The organism is Nitrosococcus halophilus Nc 4 (genome assembly GCF_000024725.1).
Classification (GTDB): domain Bacteria; phylum Pseudomonadota; class Gammaproteobacteria; order Nitrosococcales; family Nitrosococcaceae; genus Nitrosococcus; species Nitrosococcus halophilus.
Window position 1 is genome coordinate 1,158,852 of sequence record NC_013960.1, and the last position, 20,900, is coordinate 1,179,751.

Below are 20,900 nucleotides of genomic sequence, written 5' to 3' on the forward strand. Positions count from 1 at the left end.
TTGCCGGTATTCGCATCTCCGGCCCCGACGCCAGCCTAGCCCAAGACTTGGAACCTGTGACTCGGCAGGGGGCGGCCTAGGTCCTAAGGGTCTGTACTTTATCCTGTGATATGCCAGCGCCAATTGCTCTCTTCCGCGGGTGGTCGGCAATGAAATGAGCGGCACCACAATGATTTACCAAGTCAACGTCTCGTTTCGATTACGCCGATTATAAGCGCGGCGATTTTATCGACCAGGCCGGCAAATGCCGGCCTTTTTTTATGGCGCTGCCCGCCAGCATTTCCCTGTGTGGAATTTCTGCCAAATACCGTGATAAGTTGGCTATTTTTAGAAACTGTTGGAATCCCCCTTTTTAGGTAGGGTAGGTGAAGGTGTGTTAGCGCCGTACCTACCAAAGTTTAAGCGTTTAATGGTGGGACCATTTTTTGGCCTTGATCCACCTTTCACCGAAAGCAAGGTTTTCCAGCAGCTTTTTAACTGCAGCACGCCTATAGCCGATATCTAGTAAGGTGTCGCGGCTGAAGCCGCCCCTATGGAGAGATTTCGCTAGGTGCCTGTCAGGACTCTTAGTGGAAAATTGGCCTTCCTCCTTTAACAGGGATAAATAAACATTAAAATGGCGACTTTGATTCCTTCACTCAATAGTTGTCTCGGTCGTATGCAGGCTGGCGAAAAGCGTTTTGCATACCGATTGGAGAGTCACCTGGAGGACGACTATCTTTGTTGGTACGAGATGCCGGTGGGGCGGCGCCAACGTTACTCGGATTTCATCATTCTTCATCCCCTGCGTGGCTTGTTATTGTTGGAGGTGAAGGATTGGAAGCGCGATACCATTCAGAAGATCGACAAGGCCACAGCCACAATCATTACGCCTAGTGGTCTCAAGATAGTTAGCAATCCATTGGAACAAGTCCGCCAGTGTACCTATCAGCTGATCGAGCATTTGGAAAAAGATCCCCAGTTGATCAATCAGTCGGGCCGATATAAGGGCCATCTGGTGTTTCCCTATGGCTATGGGGTGGTCCTGAGCAATATTACCCGCAAGCAATTTGATGCCACCGATTTGGGTGAAGTGCTGCCGGAATATCAGACCCTCTGCAAGGATGAGATGGTGGGGAGCGTTGATCCTGAAGACTTTCAGGAACGCCTCTGGAACATGTTCAAGGTGCAGTTCTCCCAGCCGCTGACCTTACCCCAGATCGACCGGATTCGCTGGCATCTATTTCCCGAGGTGCGTATCAATGCTGGCGACCAGGGAAGTCTCTTTCCTGCCGAATCAGAAGAGGAGAAGGTGGAAGCCCTCTTGCCCGACATTGTCAAAGTAATGGATATGCAGCAAGAGCTGTTGGCTCGCAGCATGGGGGAGGGGCATCGGGTGATCCATGGGGTGGCCGGGTCGGGTAAGACCTTAATCCTGGGCTATCGTTGCCTCTACCTGGCTAAGCTGTTGCACCAGCCGATTTTAGTGCTCTGCTATAACATCACCCTAGCCGCCAGGTTGCGGGAACTGATGGCGGAGCGGGGTATCGGCGACAAGGTCAATGTCTACCATTTTCATGACTGGTGTGGTGAACAGTTGCGCACCTATCACGTTGACTGCCCCAAGCCCGGAGAAGGCTATTGTGAGCGGCTGGTGGAGAAAGTCATTGCTGCGGTTGAGAAGGGGACAATACCGAAGGCTCAGTACGGCGCGGTCATGATTGATGAAGGTCATGACTTCGAACCGGAATGGTTGACCCTAGTGGTTAGCATGGTTGATCCAGAAACCGATTCTTTATTGCTGCTCTATGACGATGCCCAATCCATCTACAGCAAGAAGAGGCAACTCGGTTTCAGTCTGTCCAGTGTGGGTATTCGGGCCCAGGGCCGAACCACCGTCCTAAAACTGAACTATCGAAATACCGACGAGATTCTCGGTTTCGCCTATCGCTTTGCTAGCCGTTATCTCAGCCCTAGTGACAAGGGTGAGGATCATGTCCCCTTGGTGGAGCCCCAATCGGCGGAGCGACATGGGCCGCCTCCTGCCGTCAGGACTTTTGAGAGTTACGAGCAGGAAGCTCGCTATATTGCCCGAATCTTTCATCGGCTGCACGAGGAGCAGGATATTCCTTGGTCAGAGATGTGCGTCACTTATCGCAGCAATTGGATGGGAGAGAAACTGCGCAGATTCTTTTTGGCCGAGGGGGTGCCTTGTCACTGGCTGGGAAATGCAAAGGCAAAGAAGCAGTTCAAGGCTTCCCATGACAGCGTCAAGCTGATGACGATGCATAGCAGCAAAGGCCTGGAGTTTCCGGTGGTAGCCGTTTCCGGTGTTGGCTATATGGCGGCAGAGGGGGAAGATCTGGTCCCAGAGGCCAAACTGCTTTATGTGGCTATGACTCGCTCAACGGAGAAGCTCCTGATCACCAGCCACCGGGAGACAGCCTTTCTCGCCCAACTTCAGGATGCAGGCTCGCCCCTGGAAGGTATAAGTTATTAGGGAGGAAATTAACCTGATGCCTAATTGCTGTGGAAGGCGTTTTGCAGAGGGGGTTGTTCCATTAAGCTCACTGCTTGAATGCCTTGCCCGGTGCACTATCCTTCCTAGAAGAGACCTACTTCAGTTGGGATCGAGATGGGAAGGAGAATCGGAATGAAAGCTCTGATTGTCAGTGCCGATGGCTTTGAGGATAGCGAGCTACAGGTGCCTTACCAGCAGCTTACCCAGGAGGATATTGCAACCGATGTGGCTTCTTTGCAACGGGGCATGTTTCAGGGCAAGCATGGGGCCGTAGTGGAAGCAAGCCTGACTGTCGAGGAGGTGGACCCTGGTGCTTATGATCTGCTGATTCTACCGGGTGGGCGAGCTCCGGCGCAGCTACGGAAGGAGAAGGCCGTGCTAGATCTGGTCCGTCGCTTCGTGGAGGCTGACAAGTTGGTCGCTGCCATATGTCACGGCCCCCAGATACTCATCTCTGCCCAGCTTATGGAGGGCAGAAAGGCCACCTGTTACCGGTCGGTCGCCACAGAAATGAAGCAGGCAGGTGCCTACTATGTGGATGAGGAAGTCGTGGTCGACGGCAATCTTATTACTTCCCGCCAACCTTCCGATCTTCCCGCATTTATGGAGAAAATCATAAAAAGCCTCCACTCACGATGAAAGCAACAGCAGAATTACAAATCATTCCCGTTGGGAGTGGTGTCTCAGTCAGGCAGGAGATTTCCCGGGTCGTTGAAATGCTCCAGGATCATGGCTTCTTTTTTGAGACCCATGCGTCGGGGACCAACATCGAAGGGGAGTTGGAGGACATCCTCCGCCTCGTTAAGCAATTACATGAGATGCTGCACAAAGAAGGGACCGTTCGGTTAGTGAGTTATCTGAAACTGGAAACTCGCACCGATAAGATCCCGACGCTTGCCGGTAAGCGGCTTTAGAGGACATCTTCGAATTGTGACTTAAAGAGTAGCAAACATGAAACTTTATCTGGTGCAGCATGGCGAGGCCTATCCAAAAGAAGCCAACCCTGATCGGCCCTTAACCGATCAAGGCAAAGAGGATATTGATTGGCTGGCCGCATTTCTCAAACAGGCGGATATTCAAGTCGATAGGGTGATTCACAGTGGCAAGCTCCGTGCCTTCCAGACTGCAGAGCGTTTGGCAAGGGCGATTGCACCGGGGGTCGAGCTGGAAACTAGCGGTCTCATCAATCCAAACGACAACCCCAAAGTGTTTGACTGGCAGAGCGAAAGCTGGGACAGGGATACGCTCATCGTCGGCCATCTGCCGTTTATGGCCAAACTGGTTTCCCATTTGGTTATCCAAGACGAAACGCGGCTCATCACTGCCTATCAGCCGGGGACTGTGGTCTGCCTGGAACTCAATAACGATGCCCACTGGCAGATTAACTGGATGATTAGGCCCGAGTTGCTCAGGTAAAGGTCTGCCGCTATATGGAGGGTTTGGCCGTGGCAACCTCAACCTGCGCATTGAAGTTCGGATTCCAGATCATCTTACAGCGGAAGAGCGTGAACTCTATCAGCGCTTGCGTGCACTGGAGAAAAATTACAGAAAAACAAGGCGATAAGATCAGACTGCTGCAGCGGCTGATGATCCTATAGAAACGGCCGTTGGACGTGCCCAAGTAGGGGCACGGCGCGCCGTGCCCCTACTTGGGCTATTTCTGATACCAATTTCATGTGATTTTGCATTGTATAGATACAGTTTAAACAAGCGCTTGAAGCCTTAATAAATTGCATTCTTTGATTAAATTGGTATGAGAGGAAAATCTCGTTCCAGGATGGCTTCCCTTAGCCTTGCTGGAGTAGATTCCGCAAGTCGATAAGGGCCGCGTTAGCTTTGGCTAAGTAGGAAGCCATGACCAGGGAGTGGTTGGCTAACATGCCAAAGCCGTCGCCGTTGAGTATCAGCGGGCTCCAGATCATTTCCTGGGAACTTTCTAGCCCACGGATGACCTGAGCCAAGCTCACCTCGGCGTTCTTATCTTGTAGGACATCTTCGAACTCAGTTTGCAAGGCCTTGAGAAGATGGAGGAGAGCCCAAGCGGCGCCACGGGTTTCGTAAAAGACATCATCGATTTCCCACCAGGAGGTCTTAACTCGGAGTTGGCGGGGCTCGGGCTTGGCTGATCGGCCTTGCGGTTCCCCTGCCAGGTTAATGTTATACTGGACTTGGCCTACGGCGGCTGCTAAACGCTGAACCATGCTGCCCAGGCGCTTTTCTACCACTTCCAGGTAGGAGCGCAGATTATCCGCCCGAACGAAGAATTGGCCATCATTATCGTTTTTGTCCGAGAGACGTTTTAGATAACTGAGTAATGCCTCGTTACCTTTTCGGTATTGGCTTTCAGTGGAAGGGAGAATCCAAGAATCCGAGTTAAAGTTAAACTGGGGATCGGCAATCTGTAAGTCTTTGTCCTCGATGGACTGGGTCTGGGCGCGGGCGAAATCATTGCGCATGGCGCGGACAAAGTCCCGCAGTTGTACCAGCGCCCCGAATTCCCAGTTGGGGATATTATCCAGGTAGATGCCAGGAGGAAAGACATCGTTGCTAATATACCCTCCTGGTCTTTCCAGCAAAGCTCTGGCGACGTTAATGGCCGTGGCGGTGGAAATAAAGCCGGCAGGCAGCTCTTTCTGCTCGCTCTGGGGCAGATCAATCTCTTCGGCAATTTCCTGGGCGTTGGTACGAACATCAAAGGTAGCGGGTTCAATCGACCACAGGATACCTAGAACTACCACGGCAACTATATAGGTGACGAAGGCAAGACCAAGAGACCAGCGGATCCCCTTTTCCTTCCAGGTTCGAGGGTGGTACAGCCAAGCCAGACGACGAACGCCCTCCTTTGAAGTGCGCGCAACAGAAGAAGTAATGCTCATACCACTATCCTTTAGTTGTTTGTTCATATTTTATCCTAAACCTAGGTTGGCTCCCAGGAGCAAGACATTTACCTTGATAAAGACAATGGGTATTTACTGGAGTTTTTCAAGTATAGAGGAATTCTTATATTTAATTGAGGGGAGAGGTGTAGGTTGCAAGCCCTCCTTAAGGCGAAGTAATTATGGGATTTTCGCATTAATTTAAGGATAAGTGAGGTTAGTGCCAGTTTATGTACCAGAAAATCTTGGGTCGCGTCAAAATGGGGCTCAACAAACAGGTTCCGGCGTTGGGACTTGGTGTTTTTCGTCTCTTTTTGGGATTGGTTATTTTTCAAGAAGTTGTTTTTCTCTATTATTTCCGTCATCTGATTTTTGATCCCATTCCTTTTCTTGATGTTGCCTCACCCTCGATTCATTTTTTTCTGATTCTATGGGGCCTTAATGCTCTTTTTATAACTGTAGGCTACCATACCCGCTTCGCTGCTGTGGTCAATTATTTTTTCTGGGTGATCTTTACCACATTTACCCCCATGTGGCAGGATTTTGATGGTGGTTTTGATCAATTTATGATTGGATCAAGTCTTCTCCTCATCTTTTTACCTACAGAAAGAGCATTATCTCTAGACAATCTCAAGCTGAAACTCAAGTTTTCAAGGCCAGGATTGCCCTATTATCCTCCCCCTACTGTTTCTGTCCTTAGTTACTATCTTCCCCTCGCTATCGCCTTAGGATTGCTTTATTTTGACTCAGCTACTCACAAGTTATTTGCGGAACACTGGCGCAATGGGTTAGGAGGATGGTTGCCCTCAACGATGCCCTATTATATTTCTGCGATCGATATGACGCCGATTTTAAATAATGAGGCTTTGCAAAAAATTATCGGCTACTCGATTATAGTTTTCCAGTTCATTTTTATTTTTACTTTTTATTTTCGCCCTTTTCGCGTTCCTTTGATGATGATGGGGGCTGCTTTTCACAGTGGCATTGTTTTGTCCCTCAATATTTATCCTTTTGGCTTTGGAATGCTGGTTTATTATTTTTTGATGGTTCCTTTCTCCTGGTGGCGAAAGCTAAAGGAAACATTACAGTGTGAAGTGCCAGCACTGACCGTTTTTTATGATCAACAATGCCCTCTTTGTAATCGTACAAGAATCATCGTCGAACATTTCGATATTTTTAAAGCAATTGAATTTAAGGGGTTGCAAGATCACGCTAGGAAATATCCTGAGCTTAATAATCTTTCTGATGATCAGTTGCTGGAAGATCTCTATGCTCTTGATCAGAAGAATCGGCTGTATTTGGGTATCGATACCTACATCCAGATTCTTTTAAAAATGAAATATACTGCTCTCTTGGGTGTGATGATAAGGATTCCTGGAATCTATCATGCTGGGAAACAAATATACCGGAGAATTGCAGATCAACGTACCCGTTTGACTTGTGATGAAAGCTGTCTTATTTCAACGGAAAAAAATCCACAAGAAGAGTGTAACCTTAGAAATATTTATGAGCACTATGCCGGGACAATGGAGCAACGGTCTAGGCGTGTTGCTAAGTTTTTAGTCGTGGTTCTGGTGCTACAGTTAAATAGTACGATTCACTATGGAATACTTTATCGTTTTGATAGTCCTGGGAAAGAGAGCGAGGTTGGCCAAGTTCTAAAACAGATAAGCAACGGAATATTGTCCCTTTCCCATGTTTTTTTGGGGATAACCCCCCATGCGCTTTATTTGCATGATCATCTCCATGGCTACGACCATATTTTGGCGCTTACCTATAAAGATAGTCGCGGTCAGGAGCGATGGCTTCCGTTTGTCAATGGGGAAGGGCGACTAATTGCTCCAAATTGGGGCAGAGTTCAATCTATGTGGGCTAATATCGCCGTAACGCCTAACATAGAGCAGAAGCACCTTTATAAATTTATTGAAAAAGTAACTGCCTTTTGGGGAATAAAAATAGGACTTAATCTGCAAGAGACAGAGTTTATTATAAAATTAAAAGAGGTAGAGGTTCCTGTACATTGGCAAAAAGATCTGCGTAATCACAATCTAAATCAGCCCTGGGTGAATATTGGAAAGGTAATTTGGAAAGAGGGCTCGATGAATATAGAAATACCTGATATTAACCTTGAAACATTGTAAAACTGTAGCAATTAATTGCTTGTGAGGCTTTAAAATGAAAAGATTAATCACTTTTTCATTGCTATTAATTTTCTGTTTGGGGGCTACCCTCGGAGCCTGTGTTGAGAAGTTGTCCCCATTTGAAGTCACCGAGAAATTCTGGACAGCGGTAAAGGATAACGATACCCAGGGTATTCGCCAATACATTTCATCGGAGTATTCAGAAAAAAAGGAGCTTACCCCTGATTTGCTACCTATAGCTGATTTTGAATTAGGTAAAATCATTATTGATGGGGAACAGGCCTGGGTTGAAACCACGGTGGTTGTTGACGGTGAGAGGCCAGTAACCATCCCCCTTGAGACAACGCTTATCAAGGAAAAGGGTCAATGGAAGGTGCATTATGAAGAGACGGTGGCCATGCTCACAAATGCCAGTGAGTTGGCGCAGGCGCTAAAGGGTCTTGAAACCCTTGCCGAACAGTTCTCGCAGAAATTTGATCAGTCTCTAACTGAATTGCAGCGGTCATTGCCTAAAGTTCAGCGTGAGTTAAAGGAAATTGAGAAGAAGCTAAAGGCAGAGCTTCCTGAAATCCAAAAGCAATTGGAAGGGCTTTCTAAAGAGTTTGAGGATTTGTTCAGGTCTTTGCAGCAGCCACCTCCATCTGAGCAAGAAAAAGCTATATAGATGTCAATTTAAACTTTTTTACGGGATCTATTGCCTCGAGGAGATATTGTGGGTTGGATAACCTTATTACCTGCATTCGCTGCGATTTTGATTGGAGTCTGGAAAAGAGAGGTTATCCTTGCCTTATTTGTCGCCCTTTTTTTCTCCGAAACCTTGCTTGCGGGCAATGACCCCGCCCAGGGATTCATCGGACTTTTGGAACGTATCACCGCCGTATTCCAAAGCGAGAGCAATACCCAGGTTTTATTGTTTAGCATGTTGGTGGGTGCATTGTTGATTTATATCCAGCAGTCAGGCGGGGTGGCTGCCTGTGTGTACTTGTTGACCCGAGCAGGATTTACCCGGACACCACGCCGAGTCAGTCTCCTGACTTCCTTTGTGGGGCTCGCTATTTTCATTGAAACCAATATGAGCATTCTGACTGCGGGGATACTTTCACGGGCCTTGTTCGATAAATTTCGGATGAGCCGTGCCCGCCTTGCTTACTTTGTGGATTCGACTTGTGCGCCCGTATCCATATTGATCTTGCTTAATGGGTGGGGTGCTTATCTGCTCGGATTGCTCATTGACCAGGGGTTCGATAATCCCATCACCATTTTAGTCATGAGTATACCCTTTAATTTCTATGCCATTATTACGTTAGTTTTGGTTTTTTATACTGCCGTTGCTCACCGCGTTTATGGGCCACTAAAACATTCCGAAACACGACAGGATGTGAATATTGGGGAAGAAAATATTGCTCCAACGAGGGCAAGATATATGTTGCTGCCTCTATTCGTCATGGTGGGCGCCGTCTTGTTTTTTTTGGGATATACCGGGAATGGGGATTTGTTGGCCGGTTCAGGATCGAGTGCGGTCTTTTGGGCTACGGCCCTAGCGACGCTAGTGGCCTATGCCTTACTACTCAAGGATAGGGTGTATTCCCACCGGCAACTGATTGAGTTAGGTTTCGAAGGAATGGGAAAACTGCTGCCTGTGGTGACAACGGTGCTGCTAGCCCTCGCGCTGAGCGCTAGCATGGGCCTTCTGGGAACGGGGGAATTCGTTGCCCAAATAGTTGGGCCGTCACTACCGTCCCCCTTTATCCCGGTATTAGTTTTTATCACAGCAGGCATCATTTCTTTTACCACAGGCACCTCATGGGGGACTTTTGGGATCATGATTCCCATTGCTTTACCCCTGGCCCAGGCCGTTGAGCTACCTCCCGCCTTGGTGTTGTCTGCCCTCTTAGGTGGGGGAATTTTTGGCGATCACTGTTCTCCTATTTCTGATACTACGATTATTTCTTCCTTGGCGGCAGGCTGTGACCACCTTGAGCATGTTCAGACTCAACTTCCCTATGCCTTAACGGCAGGGGCCGTGACCGTATTGCTCTATCTCGTCACTGCCTGGCTGCTTTGATGAACCGGGGCTAGCGATTTCTAGATAGAGAGCAGGGGGATCTGTGCGGCCTTTTCCCCTCTGGGTCAGTAAGGTTTAGGCTAAATATTCCAGCTCACCATAGCAATAGCAGTGCCTATGGCCGCCCCGGCGAGAACATCCGTAGGATAATGGAGCCCTAGAACGATGCGAGATAAGGCGACTAAAGCGGTAAAGGGGACCAATAACCAGGCCAATTCTGGGAAATATCCTACCGCAATAATGGTAAATCCGATGGCGTGCAAAGTGTGACCGGAGGGAAAGCTATAGTGATCTAGGGGGGCGGTGTAAATATGGATACCTTCATGGGTAGTGAAGGGGCGGGGCCTTTCCATATGCCCTTTCAACCATTTATAAATTAGCAGAGCAATCAACCCCACGACTAACATGTGGAGGGAGGCGATCAAACCCTGTTCGCCCCGCATCATGGGGAGCACCAGCATGAGGGTATACCAGAAGACTCCATCCCCAAGGCGACTGATTGCTGCAAATAAGCGTTTGATTTGTGGTAAGCGACAGATACGGTTAAAGCGCAAGCAATATGTGAGTTCGTATTGATCCATGCGTTGAAAGATATTGGAGGCTTTGATTGTGCTCATCGTTTAATTTCACCTTGTCTATTCCTATCCATGCCTAAGTAGGACATTAGGTGCTCAATATGAAAAAACGATGATCTTTTAATAAACTTTTAATTACCGTAATTTTATCTCTAAATAGAGAGCCTTGAGTAGCTGATAAATAGTGTGTTTTTAAGAGGTAAAGGTTTTGTTTTTGAAGGTCGATATTTTAGCAAAAATCCGCGTAAACCTCCGCCCACTCGGGCGGAGATACAAGCGGGAACTGCAAAGCAGTTCTAGTGCGGTGTTTTCTGTCCATTCACGTATGCCTTGAGCGTTTTAATGGTAGCTCCGCCGGCGCTGCACGCGAAATACGATCTTGACCACAGCGCGGCGCTTTTGCTTAAACGTGGGATGTGGGTGTTCAAGAATCGTATGCGACGCGAAGAGGTGGACTTCAAATTGTTGACCAATACGCTGATTGACAGCTTCGGAGGGTATTCCACCAGCAGGTGGACATGATCTTCCTCGCCATCGAACTCTAGGATGCGGCAGTCGAGCTTCTCGCAGGCCGAATCGAACGCTTCACGAAGCTGGCCGATCATGACACCGTCAAATACCTTTCTACGGTATTTTGTCGTGAATACCAGATGCGCCAGCAGTCGCGTGACGCTGTGCCGTCCGCGCCTATAATCGTCATTCACACTCACTTGATTTTACTCACGCCATGGCTTAAATTATAGTCATTGTAGCAGCGAGCACTGACATGCTGAAAGCCACCAAGATACGCCTCTATCCAAGGGCCGAGCAGGCGGCGTTCCTGAATCGCCAGTTCGGCGCGGTTCGTTTTGCGTATAACACGGGTCTTCGCATCATATCTCACCGCTACAAGCGCCATGGGCAATCCCTGAGTGCCAAGGGCGACATCAAGAAGCTGTTGCCGGTCGCCAAGAAGTCACGCCAGTATGGCTGGCTGAAAGAGGCTGATTCTGTCGCCTTGGCTCAAGCATGCCTCCACCTCGACCAGGCGTTTCAGCGGTTCTTTGATCCCAAGCAGAAGGCTGGCTACCCGCGCTTCAAAAGCAAGCGCGGCAAGCAGTCGAGCTACCATTGCATGAGTGTGAAGGTGGGCGAGGACTGGATCAAGGTGGCTAAACTCGGACCGATCAAGGCCAAAGTCCACCGGCCTATCGACGGCAAGCTGAAAAGCATCACGCTATCTCGCACCGTTACCGGCAAGCACTACGCCTCGCTACTGTATGAGACGGAGCAAGTAGCCCCGCCGCCGCTGATGGATGTAGATGTGGCCAAGGTCGTCGGCCTCGATATGGGCCTCTCGCACCTGGCGATTGACTCCGCCGGGCGCAAGATCGCCAACCCGCGCTTTCTCAAGAAGGCGCAGAAGAATCTCAAGCGCAAACAACAGGGGCTGTCTCGCAAGAGCAAAGGCAGTGCCAAAGGGGCCAAGGCACGCCTACGGCTCGCCAAGGCTCACGAGCGGGTTGCCCATGCCCGCAATGACTTCCAGCACAAGCTCTCTCGGCAGATCGTTGACGATAACCAAGCGGTGGTCGTCGAGACGCTGAAAGTCAAAAACATGATGAAAAATGCCAAGCTCGCCAAGCACATCGGCGACGCATCCTGGCATGCCTTGACCGAAAAGCTGGAGTATAAGGCCAAGGAGCAGGGCAAACCTTTGGTCAAGATCGAGCCGTGGTTCCCCAGCTCCAAGACGTGCCCTCTCTGCCAGCACAAGATGGACAGCATGGCGCTGAATGAGCGCGACTGGACGTGCCCGAGCTGCGGCACGCACCACGACCGCGACATCAATGCGGCGCTGAACATCAAGCATCAAGGCATTTTGAAGTTGAAGGCGGAAGGGCTGTCCGTCTCTGCCCATCGAGGCTCGCGTAAATCCGGCATGTCACCGGTTGCTGCCTAAGAAGTGGGAAGCTCCGTCCGATAGGGCGCAGAGCAGTCACAATTAAAAATAAATATTAATGGAGGGGCTGGGGCTGACCACATGGATTTTAGCTCCTGTTTCTGTGACCAGCGGGATTAAATGAGTGATTTCTTCCAGACCACGTATCTCCGCAATTTTTTCCAACAGTTCGGGTCCACCGGAGGTGTCAACTGTATCCACTTGTCTGGGGTTGGCATCGGGATGAAAATGAGAAAATAGAGTATGGTGAAAATCTGGAGGGAGTTTTAATGCGATATTGCGCTGTTCCCTAAGCAGCTGCTTCGCGGTGTAAATCGTCTCCATGCCATTCCAGATTAATTGCTTATCAGAGGATTTCATCATTTTAAAGATTAGCAGCCTCCTTGAACTTAATCACTTTAACTTAGTCTCAGCGTGACTGAGTGCTGGAATGAGCCAACTTGGCTGGTGGCCGGCGGTACTGGAGGGTGCTCTATTTGAATTCTAAAATTCCTATTGATTCCAAGCGATTAGATAATATTTTGGCCGGCGAAACCGGCTTCCCTACCAGGGGACGCAAGCTAGTCTTGAGGGGGGCGCCTTTGATGTCCTTACTTGGCCTGGCGATGGCTTGGCACTGGACTTCCCTGTCAGAGTGGTTGGAACCTGAAAAATTGGCTGCCTGGGCACAAGGCCTGGCCGCTAACCCTTTGGGAGGCGTGGCAACAGTCCTGGGGTTTGTGCTGGGGAGCCTGATAGTCTTGCCGCTATCCGTGATGATTGTGGCTACCGCTTTGATATTTGGGCCGGTCATGGGTTTTATCTATGCTGTGACTGGGGCTTTGAGTGCGGCGCTAGTGACCTATGCCATTGGCCATGCCTTAGGAGGGGAGGCTGCATGCCGCTGGGCAGGCTGGCGCGTTCACCAGCTCAGTGAACGGTTATCCAAGCGTGGTATTTTGACGGTAATCTTTTTCCGGGTGGTGCCTTTGGCGCCGTTTACTATAATAAATTTTGTGGCCGGCGCTTCCCCCCTTAAGGTCCGGGACTATTTTATTGGATCGCTGCTAGGGATGATACCTGGAATATTTGCCATGGTTTTTTTTGTCGATGGTTTGATGGCTGCATTACGTGAGCCTGGAATAACCCGCTTTGTATTTGTGATTCTATTGGGTCTGCTGTTATTGGTGATTGCCGCTGTTGGGGGGTATTGGCTTCGGCGAGAAAAGGCCGAGAGTGAATAGAAGCTCTGAATGCGGCTTGTGACCTATAATATCAGCAGTTGCAGGGGTACCGATCGCTGTTTCAATCCAGCCCGAACGGCTTCCGTACTCCGTTCACTTAAGGCTGATGTGCTGGCTTTACAAGAAGTTGAACACCGTTCGGTAAATGGCCAGGATTTGCTGGATTATCTTGCCTATCAAACCGGGTTAGTGGCCATCCCCGGCCCCATATTCCTTAGGAGGTCACTGCATTATGGTAATGCCCTATTGACGCGGGCGAAAGTGCTTCAAATCCGGCGCCATGACCTGAGTGTCCTACGGCGTGAGCCCCGTGGCGCTATTGATGTGGATCTCAAATGGCGAGGACAGAAAATCCGCGTGGTGGTGACCCATCTGGGATTGAGGTCTCGAGAGCGTAGGTTTCAGATCCAGCAGCTACTCAACCTGGGGCTGACCCCAGACGGGGGACGTACCGTCCTTATGGGAGACTTTAATGAGTGGTGGCCTTGGAGCCAAACTTTGCGCTGGCTGCGGCGCGAATTTGGTCGCTGTTTGAGCCCCTTCTCCTTTCCTGCTTGTTATCCCATTTTCGCCCTGGACCGGATTTGGCTACATGGACACCGACGCTTGCTGACACTGGGGGTAGAGGCTTCCTCGCTGGCGCGAGTAGCTTCCGATCACCTGCCATTGAAAGCCGTAGTGGAATGGTAAGCGCCACTAAGAAGATATTTTAGCGGCGTTAGCCGCCGGTTCATAAATAGCAAAAACCTGACTAGGCTCTCCCTCGGCTGCGGTATCGTAGTAAAGCGAATGCAGGTTGAAATCGGCAACCGGATTAAGCCGTTCTCCTTCCAAAAGAGTGTCGAAGGACTCCCCGCCTAGAATTCGAAGGGCATGAGTTAAGTAGAGTCGATTGAGGCTCTGATCAGCTAGCAAAGTTTTTAAAACCTCGGGGCCCGCGATGGCATAAAGGGTAGTGAACCCTTCTTGGCCCAATGCTGCAATCAGCGTTTTTCCCTGTACGCGCAACCCCTTGCCTGCCACAATGACTTGAATGCCTTTCGCCTTGAGCTCCTGCACTCGAAGGGGGTCTGCCTCGGAACCCGTTGCCACATAGATTGGCCGATTAGCGTTTAACAATATCTCTGGGATAGGAATATTCAAGCTGGCGCTAATGACGACGATTGCAGGTTGCGGGGCCAGACCTTGGGATTGTCGCCACTGGATAAGATCGGCGTATTCTGGTTTTTCGCTGACCGGAAGAATATCTTGCGCCACATTTTGGGCGAGCTGACGAATATAGCGGCCACTGGTAAGCAGTGCATCAGCTTGGGCAGCTAATTCTTGAAACAGGCGCCAGTCACGGGGGTTGGCGATGGTATCCGGAACAATACGGGTTCTCTTCCGTGGATGTTCTAACGAAATGCGACCATCTAAGCTAGCGATAAAATTGGTGTAGACAAAGGGCTGGGAGCGGGTTCCCAATCTATGTAGCTCTTGATTGAGATACAGTCCCTCTAGCGCTACCGGTTCTAAGGGGGCAGGAAATAATCTTAGAAGTTTATTTCTACTATGATTTATGCTATCCATTGAGTTATCGCTCTATTTGCAATTGAATATAAAAAAACATAGCCTTCTTGAACTGGCTTTTTAAATTTTGGCTGGAACCTACCCGCAAGGCAGAAGCGGCCCACAGGGTGGGAACAGCATAAAGAGCAAGGAGGAAAAGATGTTTACAAATGAAGAATTTATAGATGAACTGTGTACCGAGCTGCAGCAGTTATGCACAGAATTAGAGAAGGTGAAGACGGTATCAGAAGAAAATTGTGGCAGAAGCATAACAGAAAGTCGAAGAAGGCAACACCTTGATTATACTCCAGACGGAACTCGAACCATTAAAAAACAAGACTCGTAAAATAATCAGTTTATAGGAGAAGAACAAAGTAGGGGTTACCTTCTGAATTATACTGAAAAAAAATTTAATCGAAGGGTGAGATGGGGTATAGAAGCAGTTTTTTACTGCGCGGTCCTGCCTAAGAACAAGGAAGCCTGATGAGTAGGGTAAAGCGTATTGTGCTTGATGTGCTAAAACCACATCATCCTAATGTATTGGAGTTTGCTAGAACTATTGCCGAGCAGGACTCAGGATATCGGGTCAATATCACTGTTGAGGCAGTGGATGAAAAAACAGAGACAATTACTGTGACCCTTGAAGGTACAGATATTCAGTTTGAACAAATAGGTGAGGCGATAGCCCACATGAGCGGGTCTATCCATAGCATTGATGAGGTCACCGTTGTAGGAGAAAGTCAAAGTTAGCTCGGTAGCATGGCAATGCTACTTTAACCATCCCATTCGCAAGACAAGGTTTATTTGAATCTGTTCCAGGAACTCCGTTTCTTATTAGATATTTCCCGGTCCCATCGCATTGCCCGCCGTTATTTTGTGACCAATGGCTTTGATGGCGCGTTGGCGATGTTAGGCTTAACGATGGGGTTTTACATTACCGACGCTGTGGCCGTCTCTACTGTACTCAACGCCTGTATGGGGACCGCGATTGCCTTGATGATGAGTGGTCTATTGAGTGCCTATATCAGCGAGGCCGCGGAAAGGCAAAAGGAATTGCACGAACTTGAACAGGCCATGGTCACCAATTTAGCCCATTCCGCCCATGGCAAAGCGGCCCGATTGATCCCCTTACTGATTGCTTTGGTCAATGGGGGTTCGCCATTTTTTATTGCCCTGCTCATTATCTCACCCCTATGGCTTAACCAATATGGGGTTGTATTGCCTTTGGGTCCCCTGGAAACTTCCATTGCCGTGGCATTTGGAATTATCTTCTTGCTAGGGGTCTTTCTTGGAAAAATTAGCGGTACGTTCTGGTTATGGACGGGACTTCGTACCTTGGCCATTGCCGTGATCACAGGCTTGTTGATCCTGTTGTTGCAGGCTGGATGAAGGATCTCCAGGAGGCAGGAGCCGGGGTAAGTTCTCTTATTGGGGGGCCCAGCATTTATCCATAGACCCTATCTGAACTTCATCCATTCATCATGAATAACATGAATAACGACACCTTGAAAGGGCAGCACTGGTATACCCAGGAACCGGAGAAGGTCTTGCAACGACTAGACGTTGACCCAGAGCAGGGGCTAACGTCGGAAATAGCAAAGGAGCGGCTGGCTGCCCAGGGCAAAAATACCATCCAGGAAGCAGCCCGGCGTCCCGTGTGGCGCATGATTATCGGCCAGTTTACGGACTTTATGGTCATCGTTTTAATCGTGGCGGCAGTCGTTTCAGGCATTGTCGGTGAACCCCAGGATGCCATTGCGATCGTGGTGATCGTGGTTCTAAATGCCATCATTGGTGCCATTCAGGAGTATCGAGCAGAACGGGCGATTGCCGCACTCAGGATGATGGCGGCCCCTGAAGCCCAAGTGTTCCGAAATGGAGAAACCCAGACCATACCTGCCGTTGAATTGGTACCGGGTGATCTTGTGCTGCTAGAAGCCGGTAATGTGGTTCCAGCGGATCTTCGCTTTCTGAAAACCTCAGAGCTAAGGGTGGATGAAGCGGCGCTCACGGGGGAATCCCAAGCGGTTCAGAAGAACACCGAGACTTTGAGGGAGGAGGATACTCCCCTGGGTGATCGGTTTAACATGGGCTATAAAGGGACCCTGGTCAGCCATGGTCGGGCCATGGGCGTGGTGGTGGCCACTGGCATGGAGACAGAGCTGGGCCGAATCGCCTCCTTATTACATCAAGAAGAAGCCGTTAAAACCCCCCTCCAGCAGCGTTTGGCTCACTTTGGTCAACGCCTGGCCATCGTCGTTCTCATTATCTGCGGGATTATTTTTGTCAGCGGGCTGCTGCGCGGTGAGACTGTCGTCTTGATGTTTTTAACGGCGGTGAGTTTGGCCGTGGCGGCTATCCCTGAAGCCTTACCCGCGGTTGTCACCGTCTCTCTTGCCATTGGGGCCCGCAAGATGAGCCGGCGCAATGCATTGATCCGCCGTTTGCCTGCCGTGGAAACCCTCGGATCAGTGACTTATATCTGCACGGACAAGACCGGTACGCTGACTGAAAACCGGATGACGGCTGAGGGTTTTTGGGCGGCGGGCGAGAACAAGGACCAAATCCCGCCGCCGGATTCAGATCGCCTCCCTTGGAATCTACTGGGGCAAGCCTTAGCTCTTTGTAATGAAGTGGTGCCGGACCAAGACGGTGGCGCACGGGGCGATCCTACTGAGGTCGCCCTCTATCAAGCCGCCCATGGGGCCGGCTATGAGCGGCAATCCCTGGAAGAGGCGTTGCCCCGCATTGGCGATATTCCTTTCGATTCTGAACGTAAGCGGATGACGACGCTGCATCGGAAGTCGGAGGGGGAGGTCGTTGCCTTTGTTAAAGGGGCACCGGAGCAAATTTTGTCTCGTTGTTCACAGATGCAGACTGCCGAAGGGGCCGCTGAGGTGGATACTGAGGCTTTGCTTGAGGAGGCAGAGGATCTTGCAGAGCAAGGATATCGGGTTCTCGCCGTTGCCTTTCGGCCCTTCGAGACCGACCCGACGGAATGGGATTCCGAAGACATTGAAAAGGAGCTCAGCTTTCTAGGCCTCGTGGCGTTGATCGACCCCCCGCGTAAGGAAGTGCCCGATGCGGTGGCCGATTGTATGTCCGCCGGTATCACTCCCGTGATGATTACGGGGGATCATCCTGGAACCGCCCAGGCCATTGCGGTTCGGTTGGGTATCGATAAAGAGGATGGCTCGGTGATCACGGGTCAAGAGCTGGCCCAAATCTCGGAAGAAGATTTTGCCCGACGGGTGAGGCAGATCAGGACCTATGCACGGGTAACCCCGGAGCAAAAAATCCGGATTGTGAAGGCATTACAGGACAGGGGAGAGTTTGTGGCCATGACTGGGGATGGCGTCAATGATGCGCCCGCCCTAAAAAGAGCCGGGATTGGGGTGGCCATGGGGCAAAAGGGGACCGATGTGGCTCGAGAAGCTGCCGATATGGTGCTGCTCGATGATAATTTCGCCACCATCGTGAGTGCCGTGCGGGAAGGGCGTCGTATCTTTGATAATATCCGTAAATTCGTCAAGTATACGATGACCAGCAATTCAGGGGAGATCTGGACCCTATTTCTGGCCCCTTTCTTGGGTCTTCCCTTACCCTTGGTACCCATCCAAATTCTTTGGATTAATCTGGTGACCGATGGCCTACCCGGCTTGGCCCTTTCCGCAGAGCCCCAGGAGCGGGGTATTATGCAGCGTTCCCCCCGTCCTCCCAATGAAAGCATTTTCGCCCATGGAATGTGGCAACATATGCTCTGGGTGGGTCTGCTGATTGGGGGATTGTCTCTCTTGTCCCAGGCCTGGGCTTATCATGGTGGTTCAGCGCACTGGCAAACCATTGTGTTTACTGTCTTGACCTTCTGCCAATTGGTCCATGTTTTGGTCATCCGCTCGGAGAAGGAATCCCTGTTTAGCCAGGGCCTTTGGAGTAACAAATGGCTGCTAGGGGCGGTGGCGATAACGGTGGCTCTACAGTTGGCCGTGATTTACCTACCGTTTCTGAACCCCATATTTAGGACCTCTCCCTTGCCGCTCGGGGAACTGGCGCTTTGTTTTGCTGTGCCCGTGGTGGTCTTTGTTGCCGTAGAGATTGAGAAGTGGCTGGTTCGGAAAGGTTGGATTTATGTGGAGCGGATCAAAAAGGAAAAGAAAGAAGAGGTTCCTGTTACAGCAGCCGAGCCTGCCGCGGCTGGTTCTGGTGGGTTCAAGTATAAGGGTATTTGGTCAACGGTAATTATCCTGTTGCTGGTTGGCGTAGGGAGTATTCTGTGGCTCCAAGGGGGCGAGAAGGTGGAGGAAGCGCTTGTAGTGGCGGAGGCAGAAAAGGAGCCTGCGCCCCCTGCGGTTACCTCACCAAGTCCTGAGGCGCCAACGGCAACCCCTCCCCCGAGGGACGAGCAAGCAGCTGCACCCGAGAAGCCCCCTGAAGTTGCTAAGCTTCCTGAAAAACCAGCAAGAGAGGAACCAAAACCGGCCGAAATAACTCCCGTAGCGCCAAAAACTGTCCTTGTCCAGCCCGGCGATACTTTATCTCTAATTGCTGAGCGTGCCTACGGTGATCCCACTCAATGGCGCCTTATCTATGAAGCCAATCAGGATAAGATTAAGGATCCGGATGTGATCACCGTAGGCATGAAACTGACTTTGCCCTCGCCTACAAATTAAAGGCTTGGTGTATGAAATAAGTTGAGTCAGCACCCCCAGAATAGAGAACCAAATGCTTGCTGTAGTCCATAACTGAATCTCCTTTACCGTTACAATAATAATGGCACAGACACCTCCGAATTTCACGCGGAGCGCCGCCCAACATGAAATAGTCGGTGATATATGCAGGAGTATCTCATCCTAGCTGAACAATGGAGAATAAACCTGCGGCATTAAGCCGCAGGTTTCCACTGCTATTGTCAGTCTCTAACGATGAGTGGGCCATTGGCGAAATTATTGCAAACTACATCCGGCACTAATTTAATAATTGACATGGCCCCTGATAATCCTTCCCCAGGAATGTCAAAGTTCGCGGTTCCATTGGTGCAATTTTGGAATTCAAAAGTCAAGGTTCCCACCTCGGTTGTAACTACCGGTGTGGGATCATTAAGTACACCTCCCGTGGTTTCGAACAATGTGAGTTCTGCCCGATTGTCTTCAAAGGTTCCCTGGGCAGTGAACCAGCGCTGCCCCGTGCCTTCTATATTAAATGTAAACCAGGAGGCGACAATTTCTTGTCTTGAAGGAACGACGTCAATAAAAAAGCCTTGGCCACTGGTGTCAGGATTAAACCAGGTTCCGTTGTGTCCAAAATTAATGCCTGGAGGTCCACCTTGTCTGGTAAAGCTAAAGTCATCAATCATAAGCCCGGCACCCCTAAACTCTATCCGGGCAATAGGCTGAGGGGGATCCATGTCGACAAAATTGGCAGGATCGTTGAAGGTGGTGGGATCATTGCTGCTAACCATGGCAATGGCATTATTCGTGGCGTTAAAGGCCGTTGCCTCTCCTGGAGACATCCCTGCTTCATGGACGAAAAAGAAACTGACACTGTCAACAGGCTGGTCAAAGACGACTTCTCCCACGTCCTCATCGGTCTCTATGGAGTAGGCAAAAGCGCCTGAAGAATAAAGCGCAGTTATCCCTTCGGTTTCTGCGATACCACCACTAAAATTTGCTCCTCCTTCAGAGAATTCTGTTTGACCTGCTTTATCCTCAAAATCAATAGTCGTTGTTTCTTGAGCTAGCGGGGTCCCTGAAGCAATGAGAATCCCTAGCGCCCCAATCCATATTTTCTTCTGCGTCATAATCGCCACCCTCCGTATTCATATCACAGTAAAATATTTTGACAATCACGTAAAAACTCTTTTTAAAATAGCAATCTGCTGAATTTAAAATTTTTTTGTACACGATTGTTACTTCGTAGGCTTTCTACAAAGCCAAAGGTGACTCAGGCACCATTCTTCTTAATGCGGTCATGCTGACTGCAGTGGTTGCTTGAGTGATATTTCTTTATTCCAAAAAGTGTAGAAGATTTTTA

General features: G+C 49.9%; 19 protein-coding genes. 13 read left to right on the forward strand and 6 right to left on the reverse strand.

Annotated elements, in window-relative coordinates:
• Positions 1-616 precede the first annotated feature (616 nt).
• The 4 genes from NHAL_RS05775 to sixA all read left to right on the forward strand — a co-directional run bounded on the left by NHAL_RS05775 (position 617) and on the right by sixA (position 3,916).
• Positions 617-2,479 (forward strand): DEAD/DEAH box helicase, encoded by a 1,863-nt coding sequence (locus tag NHAL_RS05775; RefSeq protein WP_013032224.1) that lies wholly within the window; start codon positions 617-619, stop codon positions 2,477-2,479.
• Between the two features lie 153 nt (positions 2,480-2,632).
• Positions 2,633-3,139 (forward strand): DJ-1/PfpI/YhbO family deglycase/protease, encoded by a 507-nt coding sequence (locus NHAL_RS05780; RefSeq protein ID WP_013032225.1) that lies wholly within the window; start codon positions 2,633-2,635, stop codon positions 3,137-3,139.
• The gene (locus tag NHAL_RS05785) at positions 3,136-3,414 is read left to right on the forward strand and encodes an MTH1187 family thiamine-binding protein (protein ID WP_013032226.1); all 279 of its coding nucleotides are present in this window, start codon (positions 3,136-3,138) and stop codon (positions 3,412-3,414) included. Before NHAL_RS05780 ends, NHAL_RS05785 begins: the two co-directional genes overlap by 4 nt.
• Before the next feature lie 37 nt (positions 3,415-3,451).
• On the forward strand, positions 3,452-3,916 hold the full coding sequence (gene sixA / locus NHAL_RS05790; protein WP_013032227.1) for a phosphohistidine phosphatase SixA: 465 nt from the start codon (positions 3,452-3,454) through the stop codon (positions 3,914-3,916).
• A 371-nt stretch (positions 3,917-4,287) separates the two neighbouring features.
• On the opposite strand, the gene NHAL_RS05795 is transcribed toward sixA, so the two are convergent.
• Positions 4,288-5,376: a DUF2333 family protein gene (locus tag NHAL_RS05795; protein ID WP_041354674.1), complete on the reverse strand. Its 1,089-nt coding sequence runs from the start codon at positions 5,374-5,376 to the stop codon at positions 4,288-4,290.
• Between the two features lie 230 nt (positions 5,377-5,606).
• Between NHAL_RS05795 and NHAL_RS05800 the strand changes: the two genes are divergently transcribed.
• The 3 genes from NHAL_RS05800 to NHAL_RS05810 are packed head-to-tail and all read left to right on the forward strand — an operon-like array spanning position 5,607 to position 9,582.
• On the forward strand, positions 5,607-7,517 hold the full coding sequence (locus NHAL_RS05800) for a DCC1-like thiol-disulfide oxidoreductase family protein (RefSeq protein WP_013032229.1): 1,911 nt from the start codon (positions 5,607-5,609) through the stop codon (positions 7,515-7,517).
• Positions 7,518-7,551: 34 nt separating this feature from the next.
• A complete protein-coding gene (locus NHAL_RS05805; RefSeq protein ID WP_013032230.1) occupies positions 7,552-8,181 on the forward strand; it encodes a hypothetical protein in 630 nt (209 codons plus the stop codon).
• 48 nt (positions 8,182-8,229) lie between these two features.
• A complete protein-coding gene (locus NHAL_RS05810) occupies positions 8,230-9,582 on the forward strand; it encodes a Na+/H+ antiporter NhaC family protein (RefSeq protein WP_013032231.1) in 1,353 nt (450 codons plus the stop codon).
• An 80-nt stretch (positions 9,583-9,662) separates the two neighbouring features.
• On the opposite strand, the gene NHAL_RS05815 is transcribed toward NHAL_RS05810, so the two are convergent.
• Together NHAL_RS05815 and tnpA are read right to left on the reverse strand one after the other, a co-directional pair.
• The gene (locus NHAL_RS05815) at positions 9,663-10,199 is read right to left on the reverse strand and encodes a phosphatase PAP2 family protein (protein ID WP_013032232.1); all 537 of its coding nucleotides are present in this window, start codon (positions 10,197-10,199) and stop codon (positions 9,663-9,665) included.
• A 254-nt stretch (positions 10,200-10,453) separates the two neighbouring features.
• Positions 10,454-10,867, reverse strand: coding sequence for an IS200/IS605 family transposase (gene tnpA, locus NHAL_RS05820; RefSeq protein WP_013032233.1), 414 nt, complete (start codon positions 10,865-10,867; stop codon positions 10,454-10,456).
• A 56-nt stretch (positions 10,868-10,923) separates the two neighbouring features.
• Here tnpA and NHAL_RS05825 point away from each other — a divergent pair, with 56 nt between their 5' ends.
• Entirely contained in the window at positions 10,924-12,099 is a 1,176-nt protein-coding gene (locus NHAL_RS05825) for an RNA-guided endonuclease InsQ/TnpB family protein (RefSeq protein WP_013032234.1), read from the forward strand.
• A gap of 42 nt (positions 12,100-12,141) precedes the next feature.
• Here NHAL_RS05825 and NHAL_RS05830 read toward each other — a convergent pair whose 3' ends face one another.
• The gene (locus NHAL_RS05830; RefSeq protein WP_013032235.1) at positions 12,142-12,462 is read right to left on the reverse strand and encodes a hypothetical protein; all 321 of its coding nucleotides are present in this window, start codon (positions 12,460-12,462) and stop codon (positions 12,142-12,144) included.
• Between the two features lie 221 nt (positions 12,463-12,683).
• Between NHAL_RS05830 and NHAL_RS05835 the strand changes: the two genes are divergently transcribed.
• Together NHAL_RS05835 and NHAL_RS05840 are read left to right on the forward strand one after the other, a co-directional pair.
• Positions 12,684-13,322: a TVP38/TMEM64 family protein gene (locus NHAL_RS05835; RefSeq protein ID WP_157862487.1), complete on the forward strand. Its 639-nt coding sequence runs from the start codon at positions 12,684-12,686 to the stop codon at positions 13,320-13,322.
• Between the two features lie 9 nt (positions 13,323-13,331).
• Positions 13,332-14,012 (forward strand): endonuclease/exonuclease/phosphatase family protein, encoded by a 681-nt coding sequence (locus NHAL_RS05840; protein ID WP_013032237.1) that lies wholly within the window; start codon positions 13,332-13,334, stop codon positions 14,010-14,012.
• A gap of 6 nt (positions 14,013-14,018) precedes the next feature.
• Here NHAL_RS05840 and NHAL_RS05845 read toward each other — a convergent pair whose 3' ends face one another.
• Entirely contained in the window at positions 14,019-14,891 is an 873-nt protein-coding gene (locus NHAL_RS05845; protein WP_013032238.1) for a RibD family protein, read from the reverse strand.
• A gap of 462 nt (positions 14,892-15,353) precedes the next feature.
• Here NHAL_RS05845 and NHAL_RS05850 point away from each other — a divergent pair, with 462 nt between their 5' ends.
• From NHAL_RS05850 to NHAL_RS05860, 3 genes are all read left to right on the forward strand, one after another.
• The gene (locus NHAL_RS05850) at positions 15,354-15,620 is read left to right on the forward strand and encodes a DUF211 domain-containing protein (RefSeq protein WP_013032240.1); all 267 of its coding nucleotides are present in this window, start codon (positions 15,354-15,356) and stop codon (positions 15,618-15,620) included.
• A gap of 54 nt (positions 15,621-15,674) precedes the next feature.
• Positions 15,675-16,259 carry a VIT1/CCC1 transporter family protein gene (locus NHAL_RS05855; RefSeq protein WP_013032241.1) on the forward strand — a complete coding sequence of 195 codons (585 nt, stop codon included), beginning with the start codon at positions 15,675-15,677 and terminating at the stop codon, positions 16,257-16,259.
• A 101-nt stretch (positions 16,260-16,360) separates the two neighbouring features.
• The gene (locus NHAL_RS05860) at positions 16,361-19,540 is read left to right on the forward strand and encodes a calcium-translocating P-type ATPase, PMCA-type (RefSeq protein ID WP_041354679.1); all 3,180 of its coding nucleotides are present in this window, start codon (positions 16,361-16,363) and stop codon (positions 19,538-19,540) included.
• Positions 19,541-19,779: 239 nt separating this feature from the next.
• Here the strand turns inward: NHAL_RS05860 and NHAL_RS21795 are convergent, their stop codons facing one another.
• Positions 19,780-20,667 carry a hypothetical protein gene (locus NHAL_RS21795; RefSeq protein ID WP_013032243.1) on the reverse strand — a complete coding sequence of 296 codons (888 nt, stop codon included), beginning with the start codon at positions 20,665-20,667 and terminating at the stop codon, positions 19,780-19,782.
• Positions 20,668-20,900 lie beyond the last annotated feature (233 nt).

What these genes read in the sequence shown, in the direction of transcription:
- NHAL_RS05860 (WP_041354679.1), top strand. Translation starts at nt 16,361, where the DNA reads ATGAATAACGACACCTTGAAAGGGCAGCACTGGTATACCCAGGAACCG.
- NHAL_RS05780 (WP_013032225.1), top strand. Translation starts at nt 2,633, where the DNA reads ATGAAAGCTCTGATTGTCAGTGCCGATGGCTTTGAGGATAGCGAGCTA.
- NHAL_RS05795 (WP_041354674.1), bottom strand. Translation starts at nt 5,376, where the DNA reads ATGAGCATTACTTCTTCTGTTGCGCGCACTTCAAAGGAGGGCGTTCGT.
- NHAL_RS05805 (WP_013032230.1), top strand. Translation starts at nt 7,552, where the DNA reads ATGAAAAGATTAATCACTTTTTCATTGCTATTAATTTTCTGTTTGGGG.
- NHAL_RS05825 (WP_013032234.1), top strand. Translation starts at nt 10,924, where the DNA reads ATGCTGAAAGCCACCAAGATACGCCTCTATCCAAGGGCCGAGCAGGCG.
- NHAL_RS05840 (WP_013032237.1), top strand. Translation starts at nt 13,332, where the DNA reads ATGCGGCTTGTGACCTATAATATCAGCAGTTGCAGGGGTACCGATCGC.
- sixA (WP_013032227.1), top strand. Translation starts at nt 3,452, where the DNA reads ATGAAACTTTATCTGGTGCAGCATGGCGAGGCCTATCCAAAAGAAGCC.
- NHAL_RS05850 (WP_013032240.1), top strand. Translation starts at nt 15,354, where the DNA reads ATGAGTAGGGTAAAGCGTATTGTGCTTGATGTGCTAAAACCACATCAT.
- NHAL_RS21795 (WP_013032243.1), bottom strand. Translation starts at nt 20,667, where the DNA reads ATGACGCAGAAGAAAATATGGATTGGGGCGCTAGGGATTCTCATTGCT.
- NHAL_RS05845 (WP_013032238.1), bottom strand. Translation starts at nt 14,891, where the DNA reads ATGGATAGCATAAATCATAGTAGAAATAAACTTCTAAGATTATTTCCT.
- NHAL_RS05835 (WP_157862487.1), top strand. Translation starts at nt 12,684, where the DNA reads ATGTCCTTACTTGGCCTGGCGATGGCTTGGCACTGGACTTCCCTGTCA.
- NHAL_RS05830 (WP_013032235.1), bottom strand. Translation starts at nt 12,462, where the DNA reads ATGATGAAATCCTCTGATAAGCAATTAATCTGGAATGGCATGGAGACG.
- NHAL_RS05785 (WP_013032226.1), top strand. Translation starts at nt 3,136, where the DNA reads ATGAAAGCAACAGCAGAATTACAAATCATTCCCGTTGGGAGTGGTGTC.
- NHAL_RS05800 (WP_013032229.1), top strand. Translation starts at nt 5,607, where the DNA reads ATGTACCAGAAAATCTTGGGTCGCGTCAAAATGGGGCTCAACAAACAG.
- NHAL_RS05775 (WP_013032224.1), top strand. Translation starts at nt 617, where the DNA reads ATGGCGACTTTGATTCCTTCACTCAATAGTTGTCTCGGTCGTATGCAG.
- NHAL_RS05815 (WP_013032232.1), bottom strand. Translation starts at nt 10,199, where the DNA reads ATGAGCACAATCAAAGCCTCCAATATCTTTCAACGCATGGATCAATAC.